This is a genomic window from Candidatus Melainabacteria bacterium RIFOXYA2_FULL_32_9, assembly GCA_001784615.1.
Taxonomy (GTDB): Bacteria; Cyanobacteriota; Vampirovibrionia; order Gastranaerophilales; family UBA9579; genus UBA9579.
Map to the genome: position 1 here is coordinate 2,607 of MFRQ01000132.1, position 8,248 is coordinate 10,854.

At 31.5% G+C, this 8,248-nt stretch carries 8 protein-coding genes; 5 read left to right on the forward strand and 3 right to left on the reverse strand.

The window, feature by feature from the left end:
* The first annotated feature begins 411 nt into the window (after positions 1-411).
* Complete coding sequence (locus A2255_03700; protein OGI17993.1) at positions 412-1,071, forward strand: hypothetical protein; 660 nt, start codon at positions 412-414, stop codon at positions 1,069-1,071.
* Positions 1,072-1,260: 189 nt separating this feature from the next.
* Here A2255_03700 and A2255_03705 read toward each other — a convergent pair whose 3' ends face one another.
* Positions 1,261-1,530 (reverse strand): hypothetical protein, encoded by a 270-nt coding sequence (locus tag A2255_03705; GenBank protein OGI17994.1) that lies wholly within the window; start codon positions 1,528-1,530, stop codon positions 1,261-1,263.
* Positions 1,531-1,878: 348 nt separating this feature from the next.
* On the opposite strand from A2255_03705, the gene A2255_03710 reads away from it, so the two are divergent.
* Positions 1,879-2,322: a hypothetical protein gene (locus A2255_03710; GenBank protein OGI17995.1), complete on the forward strand. Its 444-nt coding sequence runs from the start codon at positions 1,879-1,881 to the stop codon at positions 2,320-2,322.
* A 364-nt stretch (positions 2,323-2,686) separates the two neighbouring features.
* Here A2255_03710 and A2255_03715 read toward each other — a convergent pair whose 3' ends face one another.
* Together A2255_03715 and A2255_03720 are read right to left on the reverse strand one after the other, a co-directional pair.
* A complete protein-coding gene (locus tag A2255_03715; protein OGI17996.1) occupies positions 2,687-3,142 on the reverse strand; it encodes a hypothetical protein in 456 nt (151 codons plus the stop codon).
* Positions 3,143-3,722: 580 nt separating this feature from the next.
* Entirely contained in the window at positions 3,723-4,352 is a 630-nt protein-coding gene (locus A2255_03720) for a hypothetical protein (protein OGI17997.1), read from the reverse strand.
* A 250-nt stretch (positions 4,353-4,602) separates the two neighbouring features.
* Between A2255_03720 and A2255_03725 the strand changes: the two genes are divergently transcribed.
* From A2255_03725 to A2255_03735, 3 genes are all read left to right on the forward strand, one after another.
* Complete coding sequence (locus A2255_03725; GenBank protein OGI17998.1) at positions 4,603-4,875, forward strand: hypothetical protein; 273 nt, start codon at positions 4,603-4,605, stop codon at positions 4,873-4,875.
* A 371-nt stretch (positions 4,876-5,246) separates the two neighbouring features.
* Positions 5,247-5,546, forward strand: coding sequence for a hypothetical protein (locus tag A2255_03730; GenBank protein ID OGI17999.1), 300 nt, complete (start codon positions 5,247-5,249; stop codon positions 5,544-5,546).
* 110 nt (positions 5,547-5,656) lie between these two features.
* Positions 5,657-8,248, forward strand: a 2,592-nt coding sequence (locus A2255_03735) for a hypothetical protein (GenBank protein OGI18000.1), incomplete at its 3' end; no start/stop codon positions are given.

The window sequence follows — 8,248 nt, forward strand, 5'->3', positions numbered from 1 at the left end:
TTTATTCATATTTTTACCTGTTGTTTAGTAATTTCTATATATAAATATAAATCTAATTTTGATTTTAGAATTTCACATATTTTCGGTTTTACTTGATAATATTGTTTAAAGTTAAATAAATGCCAGATAAATATTTCAATAAAAAGATTATTATGATTGATTTTGACTTGAATACATCTTCATAAATTCAATATTCTGATAGATAATTTTTAAATTTATGCTTCTGAAATTGTGATATGATTGACTTGAAAACCGTATCTTAAAATCACCCTAAAAGTCAGTTAGGGCAATATTTTTTCTTGTATTAAAAATAATCAGACCTGATTTTCAACATTCTAAATATAAACGATAAGAAAAAGTATGTCAAGGACAAATTTACTTAAGCATAAAAAATTAAAGAAATAAATACAAATGCTTGTTATTACTGAAAAAATTGATCAGATATTAAAAGAAAAAGAATTATCTCGTTATAAATTAAGTAAATTATTTAATTGTAGTGAGAGTGCTATTCACCAAATGATAACAGGTAAAATCTCTTTTTCTGAGAAAATTATGGAGAAAATATTGCCGATTTTAGAGGTTTCACAAGAAGAATTTGAAGGCTGGATTTTAGCTGATAAATGTTCAGGAAAAATCATAGAACTTGCACTAAAAGCTAAAAAAGAGATATATAACATACATTGTCATTCTGAACGCAGTGAAGAATCTCAGAGATCCTTCGAGAATGCTCAGGATGACACGCATTGTCATTGCGAGCCTCCAAAGAAGGCGTGGCAATCTAATAATAGTTCAAATAAAAGCAGTGATATTAGTATTCTTACAACTAAAATAGATTCAATTCTTCACGCAAAAGGCATGTCTAGAACTGCTTTAAGTAGAGAAATAAAATATAATCAAAGTGCTTTAAATAAAATGATTTTAGGCAGAAGAAGTATATCTAAGCCAGTTCTTGAAAAACTATCAGTTGTTTTAGGCGTATCTCAAGATGAAATCATGAGCTGGATTATAGCTGATAAATATACTCTCAAAACTTTAAAATCTGCCTTCTGTTTTTATCTGCCTAAATTTTAAGGAAAAAGATAAAAACTCCCATGGGGAGAGTTATTGCTGAACATATCGGGTGCAAAACATTGAATTAGAAAACAGGTGCAGAATTATACACCTTTAAAATACCCACTTTATATTCTTATTATTCATAAATTGTTGGTTATAATAAGCAGGCTACAAAAATCATAACGGAAATGATTTTTTCCGCTGTCCTTAATTATAGGAATTTAGTTTTTTTAAAGAATTTATTGCTATTTTATTTTTAGCATCAAATTCTAAAACCTGTTTATACATCTCAATTGCGCCTGAAATATTATTATTTGCCAGATAACATTTAGCTAATCGAGTATAAGCTGCACTTTCAAACTTATTTAACTCTATTATGTGAGTATTAATGTCGATAGCTTCTTGATTTGTTATTCCGCCAAGTGCAAATTTTTCAGCTTGATCAATAAGATTAGCCATGCTGTTGTTTGAATTCATAAAATAAATCTTTCATTCTTTTATTGAAATTTTAATGTAAAATCTTTGTACATTTGGATTAGCAAAAACTTCAAAAAGCCGTCCTAATAATATTGTAGCACAATAAAGTTAAATAGGTCTTATAAAATATTGATTTCACAACTTAATTAACAAATTTAATAGATATTTTATAGCAAAAAACCTGAAATACGCTCATCAGAGTCCAAAAATATGCGTCTATTATTAGTTTAAATCATTTTATATAAAAAAACTTTGATGTACTCTAAGAAATACCCTTGAGATAGTCTTTTTAATGGGTTTATTTTAAAATTTATAAGGAAAATTCAGTTTACAAGTTGAGGATAAAAAATGATTATTGATAAGCTTGAAAATGCTTGTTTTTACTATAATTTAAATGCAAAAATAGAGAAAGCTCTAAGATATTTACAGGATAATGACCCATCAGAATTTGATAATGGTAAGTATGAAATAGATAATGATAATATTTTTGTCTTGATTCAGGATTATGATACGAAAACAGAGGGTAAATGGGAAGCTCACGAGAAATATATTGATATTCAATACATAATTAAAGGCAGAGAAAAAATGGGTTATGTCAATATTGATGAGCTAAAGCCTGTAACTGATTATGATAAGGATAAAGATATTCTGTTTTTAGAGGGTGATGGGAATTTTGTCATTGCAGATGAAGGTTATTTTGTGATTTTTGCTCCACAAGATGCTCATATGCCTGGAATAATGATTGATGCCCCAGAATATGTAAAAAAAGCTGTTGTGAAGATTAAAAGTTGAGGTAATATCCATTACCAAGTGTCAAACATACAAACTCAGTTCTATTTGGAATGATCGTTAGCTTTAGAATGTGGCTTAGCGGCTATCCAGAAATTAAAAATGTACAATATTAATCAATATTTGTCATTGTGAGATGCTTCGCACTGTTATCGGTCATCAATCATTCTGATAATACACATTGTCATTGCGAGGAACGTAGTGACGAAGCAATCTTTCCCATGCAGTTTATTGCCTATAGTTGTAAAATGGAAAGATCGCCACGGGCTTCCAGCCCTCGCGATGACAGTACTTATTATTGGGAGAACTGGTGAAAATGTGATTGTATCACTTAGTCTTCGTTATTGCACTATTAAATTTGAATTGTCTAATGCCTATAAAGACCTACTAGTTCGGCTTCAGAAATAATATGTCCCATCATTGTATTTTCAATTTCTCGTTTTGTTGTTGCCTTTGGGTCTAGATCCAGGTTTGTATCAAGAGCATAGAGCTTAAAAAAGTACCTATGTGTTCCACTTGGTGGGCAGGGACCTCCATAACCGGTTTTCCCGAAACTGTTTTTTCCTTGTAAGCTTCGGTCAGTAAGTTGTGGAATGTTTGGAAGACTTTCTGAGAGTTCTGTTTTGTTTGCAGGAATATTATAAAGAACCCAGTGCACAAAAGTTTCATGAGGTGCATCAGGGTCATCGACTATAAGAGCCAGACTTTTTGCATCTTGGGGAACTTTTTCGATTTTTAAAGGAGGAGAAATATTTTCTCCGTCACAAGTATATTGAGGTGGGATTGTCTCTTTATCAGCAAAAGCATTACTGGTTAAATTCATCGATCTATCTCCTTTTAATTTTATAGATCGTTATTTTTGCTGATATATCTCATTTTGAAAAGCCCTTCTGGTCTGAATAAATTGATTAGTGATTTAATTACTCAGGTGTCTTAGAGCTTATCCGAGAATTCAAAAAATGTACAGCATTAATCATTTTTGTCATTGCGAAGATTTCGAAGGAATCTGTGGCAATCTATCCATTTTACAAGCTATTATTCAAAATTGGAAAGATCGTCACGGTTTCTTTTAGAAACCTCACGATGACATTGTGTATTATTGGAAGGGTTGATGACTGAGAAAAGTGGCTAGCCACCTCGCGATGACAGGTGAAGAAATTTTTTAAACATATTAAGGAGGTAACAAAAAATACTTACGCATAAAGTGATATTGTCATTGCGAGGAGGGCTGAAAGCCCGACGAAGCAATCCAAATTATAGCATTATTTAATGGATTGCTTCGCTTCGCTCGCAATGACAGATTTGCGTTTTAAAATACGCAATAATTTTTTGTTTGTTCCTTAAGAGGGAAATCAAAAGAGGCTTCAAATTTTTTGAAACCTCTTTATTGATTGGTTAGACTATTAATATTTGGCAGAATATTTTTTGACTTCTGCTTTTATCTTATCTGCTAAAGCTGGTTTATTACCTTCTTCTGCCATTTTTATCATTCTTGAAGCCATTTTTTTGAAAATAGAAGTAGCTTCGTCTCTGTTTGCAGTTTTCAAGTAAGTCTTGTAACCTTTAGCATAATTTAAAAATGCCTGACCTGTTTTACCTAATTTCTCATTGATTCCACCTACTAAGTCATACGTTCTTATTACCCAGGCATTCTCGTTACTAGGAATATAGTAACCTTTTTTAACATAGTTTGCTGCAAATCCTTTGTGCATTTGGAGTAAATTTTTTGCTTTTTGCAATGCACCTGCTGGGTTTTTGGATAATTGTTCTATTGTCTCGTTATGTGCTAATGCCTTAATATCATTGATATATTGATTCGAACCCATCATTCCAGATAAAACAACTCTTAATTTGTTAGAAAACTTGTCTAATAACTTACTGGAAAGTTTAGGTGCTTCTTGAGCTAGTTTATTGCCAAAAGCAACACTGTCAGTTTTACCCTGATCGAAAATGTTCGGTTGATCAACTCGTTTTTGAGCTTGTTTTACGGGATTTGTAGGGTGTGTAAGTCCTACTCCTTGTATATTGTTCATATTAAAACTCCTGAATAATAACCACGTATATAACATTTGTATAAAACAAAGCCAAAATTAAAGTTGATGGAATTAGTTAAAATTTCTTATTTTTTTTATTAATAATAGATGTGAATCAGCGAAATAAAATAATTCTGACTTAATATTTCTTAATGCAGTTGAGAAATAACAGTTAACACTATAGACAAGTGAAGCATAAAATAATCATTATTTTGTCTTAATATTTTCTGATTAAGATGAGGTATTAGCTATGGAAATAGAGGAATTCAAGAAAACAATCAGAAAACAGGGGCCAGACGTGTATCTGCGGAAAAATCCAACCGCAAATATCGTTGTTAATAGACCAGAAATACCTATCCACGGAGACCCTCCCAGAAAAGAAGAATATGTATATCTGAAAATCTATTATGATGAGGATAATCATAAATATCGATACTCTGAAGATAATCAAACCTGGACAGATTTGAATGATCAACAGCTAGAAGAGATATTTTACACAGATATAAAGCCTTTTATTTTATGACTTAAGGACAGCGTAAAAAATACTTACGCATTTTTTATTGCGTCCTTATTAATGATTAAGAGCCTATTCTGCAAATAAATCTTGCTGTCATTGCGAGCCTGGAAACGTAAATAACTAGTATCAATTATTCTTGCGAAGCAATCTCAATGCACCAATTTGTTGAATTTTTGGATAAGTTTTAATAAATAATCATAAAATCTATTTAATTGGTTATGGTTGAATTAGCTTTTTGTATTTAAAATATAGGGTAATATCCATTACCTAACTTAGGTTAACGACTAAAGCCTTTGAAGCAGTAGGACTTAGTTTAAAGTTATTAGTTATCGTTAGAGCACTACTAAATATAGTATTACTATTCGGGGAGAAAGGCTATGCTCAGGAGACATAAGGTTACTTTGGAATTTGATGCAGATCAGAATGTTCATATATTGAATATCGATGGATATACGATTCATCTAACTCACGATGATATGAGTAAGTTACACCATTTTGTAGATGAAAAGGGCACTAGAGCTGCTGAAGATATAGCAAACTACCTTAGAGAACAGGATCCTACTTTGTATGAAACAAAATTAATCCCGATGTCTGAAAATCAAAATGCTTATGATGTTTATGAAGTCTTGAATTGTCAATTTAGCAAACCCGTCTTTACTCAAAGACCTGAGAGGTAACTATAACTGTCCTTATTATAGATAGATTAGTTACTTATTGCTAATATAGAAGAGTAATTGTTCACAGTTACTCTTCTATATTAGGTAAAACAGGTTTGTTGGAGAATAAAATGTATTACAATGAAAATATAGATGAGGTTTTTAGAGAATTTAATACTTCATATCGAGGCATCTCAAATGAAGAAGCTCAAAATAGATTAAAAAAATATGGGCTTAATTCTTTAAAAGAGAAAGAAGAGAATCCTGTCTGGAAGCTGATTTTGCATCAATTTACAAGCCCATTAATATATATTCTTTTAATTGCTGCTATTTTTACATTATGTATTAACCATTATATTGATACAGCAATAATATTATTTATTGTAATTGTAAATGCTATTATTGGTTTTTTTCAGGAGCATAAAGCAGAAAAGGCCATGCAAGCATTAAAAAAACTGGTCACACAAAAAGCATTTGTTGTTAGGAATTGCAAAGAAGATAGAATTGATGCTATAAAAATAGTCCCTGGCGATATTGTGACCTTATCAGCTGGTTATAGAGTTTCTGCTGATATAAGATTATTTGAGATAAAAGAACTTGAAATAGATGAATCAATGTTTACAGGCGAGTCTCTTCCTGTTCATAAGCAATTTGAGGTTATAAATAAAGATAATGTTCCTGTTGCTGATCAGAAAAATATGGCTTTTATGGGAACAGTAATTACAAATGGGCGAGGTAAAGGTGTAGTAGTAAGAACTGGTGAAAGAACTGAGCTTGGGCGAATATCCAGGGAAGTTAAAGCAACTACAAAAGAGCTTTCTCCACTCCAGAAAAAATTTGTAGATTTTAGCAAAAAGATAGGTCTTGTTAGTGTTATTTTAGCAATTTTTGTAGTTTTTCTTGGATTAGTAAAAAATATATCTTTGGTTGAGATAATTTTGTTTGCTATAAGTATGACTGTAGCTGTGGTTCCTGAAGGGCTTCCTATTGTTGTAACAGTTACAATGGCTGTTGGGTTAAAAAGAATGGCAGAAAAAAATGCTATTCTTAGAAAATTGATAGCGGTAGAAACGCTGGGAAGTTGTAATTATATATGCTCTGATAAAACAGGTACTATTACTGAGAATAAGATGACAGTAGTTAAAGTCTACACTAATGGAAAGGAATTTGAATTTACTGGTGTTGGTTATGATCCGGTGGGAGATATCTTGCACGATAAACAAAAAATTGAGCAGGATGATGATCTTAATAAACTGCTTTTAACGGGTTTGCTTTGTAATTCTTCAGACTTATACGAAGAAAATGGAGAATGGCAAATAAAAGGAGATCCAACAGAGGCAGCTTTAATCGTATCTGCAATGAAATATGGTATCGATATTGAGGAAAAAGAATATAAATATAAACTTGTCGATGAAATACCGTTTAGCTCAAAAAGGCAATATATGGCGGTTATGTATAAGTTTGATAATGATTGTTCAGTATTTATAAAAGGAGCTCCTGAAAAAATACTCGATTTTTCAAAAGATGAAAATAAAGAAAAGCTTTCTAATCAATATATTCAAATGGCAGAAGCTGGGTTAAGGGTTTTAGGATTTGGAGTAAAACATTTATACAATGTTTGCCCTGAGGATGTTGATCTTGAAAAAGAGTCCACCAGTGATTTAGAGTTTGTTGGTTTTCAAGGAATTATCGATCCTCCAAGACAAAGTGCTATTGATGCAATAAAGTCCACTCAAAAGGCAGGAATAAAAGTTGTAATGTTAACTGGAGATCATAAGGTTACAGCTAAATCTATAGCCGGGCAAATAGGTATTTATAAGTCTGGAGATTTAATAATGACAGGGCAGGAGTTAGATGAATCAGGTGAGAACTTCCTTAATAGGTGTGTAGATAAAATATCTGTTTATGCAAGAGTTTCTCCTCATCATAAGTTAAAAATTGTAGAGGCCTTACAGAATAAAGGTAATGTGGTTGCAGTTACAGGTGATGGAATAAATGATGCGCCTGCTTTAAAGAAAGCAAATATAGGTGTTTCTATGGGTAAAATAGGAACAGATGTTGCAAAAGAAGCTTCCGATATGGTATTGAAGGATGATAATTTTGAGTCAATATTTGAAGCAGTCAAAGTTGGAAGAATTATTTTTGATAATATTCGCAAAGTAACATTTTTCTTGATTTCATCAGGGGTTGGAATAGCATTATCAATTATATTGAGCCTGATATTTAATTTACCATTACCGTTTCTTGCTACTCAAGTTTTGTGGGTAAATCTTGTTACTAATGGTTTACAGGATATAGCGCTGGCTTATGAACCAGGAGAAAGCGGTATAGAAAAGAGAAAGCCTAAAAATCCAAGAGAAAACATAATAAATTCTCCTATACTAAAACGTATAACGATTATTGGTATAATTATTGCGATAGGAACTTTGCTATTATTCTGGTATAAGCTAGAACAAGGAACAGATTTAACATATGCCAGAACAACTGCATTAAATACAATTGTATTTTTTCAATTTTTTCTAGCTTGGAATGCACGTTCTTTCAGGAAATCTATTTTTAAGATGAATCCTTTTTCAAATCCTTTTTTATTTGTAAGTTTAGCCACAGCTTTATTTGCTCAAATTAGTGTTTTAACTTTTAAACCCTTACAATTTATATTTCACACTACTCAGCTTGATTTCACAACCTGGATTCAAACAATTTTGATAGCATCTGTGGTTATT

Excerpts from the sequence above, each read along its gene's own strand:
- A2255_03700 (OGI17993.1), top strand. The coding sequence starts at position 412 with ATGCTTGTTATTACTGAAAAAATTGATCAGATATTAAAAGAAAAAGAA.
- A2255_03705 (OGI17994.1), bottom strand. The coding sequence starts at position 1,530 with ATGAATTCAAACAACAGCATGGCTAATCTTATTGATCAAGCTGAAAAA.
- A2255_03710 (OGI17995.1), top strand. The coding sequence starts at position 1,879 with ATGATTATTGATAAGCTTGAAAATGCTTGTTTTTACTATAATTTAAAT.
- A2255_03715 (OGI17996.1), bottom strand. The coding sequence starts at position 3,142 with ATGAATTTAACCAGTAATGCTTTTGCTGATAAAGAGACAATCCCACCT.
- A2255_03720 (OGI17997.1), bottom strand. The coding sequence starts at position 4,352 with ATGAACAATATACAAGGAGTAGGACTTACACACCCTACAAATCCCGTA.
- A2255_03725 (OGI17998.1), top strand. The coding sequence starts at position 4,603 with ATGGAAATAGAGGAATTCAAGAAAACAATCAGAAAACAGGGGCCAGAC.
- A2255_03730 (OGI17999.1), top strand. The coding sequence starts at position 5,247 with ATGCTCAGGAGACATAAGGTTACTTTGGAATTTGATGCAGATCAGAAT.